This window comes from uncultured Flavonifractor sp., assembly GCF_944387675.1.
In the GTDB taxonomy this organism is placed as follows: domain Bacteria; phylum Bacillota; class Clostridia; order Oscillospirales; family Oscillospiraceae; genus Flavonifractor.
The window spans coordinates 1-2,958 of record NZ_CALXFV010000159.1 but is presented as its reverse complement, the minus strand read 5'-3'; the positions used below and the strand labels follow the sequence as shown (position 1 = coordinate 2,958).

1 protein-coding gene and 1 pseudogene are annotated in these 2,958 nt (G+C 61.4%); both read right to left on the bottom strand.

Features of this window, described 5'->3' with window-relative positions; genetic code table 11:
* Positions 1 to 1,968, bottom strand: a pseudogene (locus tag Q0J74_RS10935) (DNA-directed RNA polymerase subunit beta); the annotation flags it as partial.
* Positions 1,969 to 2,331: 363 nt separating this feature from the next.
* A partial coding sequence (locus Q0J74_RS10930) for an S-layer homology domain-containing protein (protein ID WP_297214537.1) occupies positions 2,332 to 2,958 on the bottom strand: 627 nt, incomplete at its 5' end.

Here is a 2,958-nt window from a genome sequence, read left to right as displayed (position 1 = left end):
CAGGGCGCGGTTGGCGTCGTCGTTCTCCAGGAAGGGGATCTGGGCGGTGGCGATGGAGAACATCATCTTGGGGGAGACGTCCATATAGTCCACCTGGTCCCGGTCCACGTCGATAATCTCGTTGCGGTGGCGGCAGGTGATACGGGGGTTTTTCAGGCAGCCGTTTTCGTCCAGAGGTTCAGTGGCCTGGGCGATGGTAAACTCATCCTCCATATCGGCGGTCATATAGATCACCTCGTCGGTGACCTTGCCGGTGGTCCGGTCCACCCTGCGGTAGGGAGCCTCGATAAAGCCGTAGCGGTTGATGCGGGCATAGGAGGCCAGGTAGGAAATCAGGCCGATGTTGGGACCTTCTGGGGTCTCAATGGGACACAGCCGGCCATAGTGGGAGTAGTGCACGTCCCGGACGTCGAAGGAGGCCCGGTCCCGGCTCAGACCGCCGGGACCCAGAGCGGACATGCGGCGCTTGTGGGTCAGCTCGGCCAGGGGGTTTGTCTGGTCCATGAACTGGCTCAGAGGGCTGGAGCCGAAGAACTCCTTGATGGCGGCGGTGACGGGGCGGATGTTGATGAGGGACTGGGGGGTGACAATGTCCAGGTCCTGGATGGTCATCCGCTCCCGGATCACCCGCTCCATCCGGGAAAAGCCGATGCGGAACTGATTCTGGAGCAGCTCACCCACGCAGCGCAGCCGGCGGTTGCCCAGATGGTCGATATCGTCGGCGCTGCCCACGCCGTGGGCCAGGCAGTTGAGGTAGTTGATGGAGGCCATGATATCATCCACAATAATATGCTTGGGGATGAGATCGTCCATGCGCTCCCGAATGGCGTCCTTCAGCTCCTCGCCGGAATAGTTGGCCAGCAGCTCCTGAAGGACGGTGAAGCGGACCTTCTCAGTGACGCCGCATTCAGCGGGATCAAAGTCCACGAAGCCCGCCATATCCACCATATGGTTGGAAAAGACCTTTACCAGCGTTCCCTCCAGATCCAGCACCGCCTCATTGACGCCCTTGGCTTCCAGCTCGTGAGCCCGTTCCCGGGTGAGCACCTCGCCGGGTTCGGCCAGAATCTCGCCGGTGGAGGGGTCCACAACGGGCATGGCCAGCTTCTGGCCAGACAGCCGGGACCAGATGGCCAGCTTCTTGTTGAACTTGTACCGGCCCACGGCGGACAGGTCGTACCGGCGGGGATCAAAGAACAGGGCGCTGAGCAGGCTCTCGGCGGAGTCCACCGTGGGGGGCTCACCGGGGCGCAGCTTGCGGTAGATTTCCAGCAGGGCGTCCTCATAGGTCTTACAGGCGTCCTTCTCCAGGGTGGCCACAATGCGGGTGTCCTCGCCGAACAGCTCCAGGATCTCGGCGTCTGTCTTGGGACCAACCGCCCGGATCAGGCAGGTGATGGGCAGCTTGCGGTTTTTGTCAATGCGGACGTAAAAGATGTCGGAGAGGTCGGTCTCATACTCCAGCCAGGCACCCCGGTAAGGAATGACGGTGGTGGCGTAGGTGACGGTGCCGGCCTTGTCCTCGTTGCGGGCGTAATAGATGCCGGGGGAGCGGACAATCTGGGAGACAATAACCCGCTCAGCGCCGTTGATGACAAAGGTGCCGGCCTTGGTCATCAGGGGAAAGTCCCCCATGAAGATCTCCTGCTCCTTGATCTCCTCGGTCTCCTTGTTCCGCAGGCGCACCCGCACCTTGATGGGAGCGGCGTAAGTGGCGTCCCGGGCCTTGCACTCCTCCACGGAGTACTTGGGAGGCTCATCCATGGAGTAGTCGATGAAGGAGAGCTCCAGATTGCCGGCGTAGTCGGTGATGGAGGCCACATCCTTGAAGACCTCCCGCAGTCCCGTGTCCAGGAACCACTGGTAGGAGTTCTTCTGTACCTCCAGGAGGTTGGGCATGTCCAGGATCTCTTCATGGCGGGCAAAGCTCTTGCGGAGGGTTTTGCCGTAGTAGACGTCCTTGACCATCGTAGAAAAAACACCTCGTTTTCTTTGTCTGGGCGCGGCCTGGAAGGGTCCGCACCCGGTTTTCATCGGCTGCTTTTCGTCGAACCGCACGAACCGGACGGTTCAATCCGGGTGCTACACGCCCGGACGCGTGGACAAAATATAATGATATCCTCTTGCGCATCCCACGGCCCTGTGCTATATTGTTCGTAACATGGGGGAGCAGCGGGAAAACGCGCTCTGGACATGAAAGCATTTAAGTATACCATGTATGAATTGGAAAAGTCAACGGCTTTTTGTGGGAATCTGGAGCGATCCAGATTTTTTCTTTTGAAAAAGCACAGCGCCCCCCGGACGGAATATCCCGCCGGGGGGCACTGCTTGTTATTTGGACTCTAGATTTTTACAAAAACGGCTCAGGATCACAGCCGCCTGCGCTCTGGTGGCAAAATCAGAGGGGGAGAGAGTGGTGTCGCTGGTGCCGGTTATCAGCCCCGCAGAGATGGCCCAGCCCATGGCGTCCACCGCATAGGGGGAGACCTGGTCGGCATCGCGGTAGCTGTCCATGGGAGCGGGAGAGGCGCCGGTATAGCCCTTCCAGGAGGCGTAGCGGTAGAAGATGGTGGCCAGCTGCTCCCGGGTGATGGTGTCCTCCGGGCCGAACCGGCCGTTGTCGTAGCCGGTGACGATACCGCTGGCGCTGGCCCAAGCTACCGCGCCCGCATACCACTGACCGTCCGCCACGTCGGGGAAGGGGGCAGCGCCGGATGCGGCGGGGCTGCCCTCCAGCCGGTAGAGCATGGTGACCAGCATGGCCCGGCTGGTGGTCAGGTCGGGGGAAAACCGGTCGGGAGTGGTGCCGGTCATCAGTGCCAGCTCATACACAGCCTGTACCGCGTCGGCGTACCAGGCGCCGTCGGCCACGTCGGTAAAGGGATGAGGCCGGGGGGACTCATCTTGGTCGGGGTTCTCTTCCGTGCCGCCGCCGATGGAGCCACCGCCGGCAGAGCC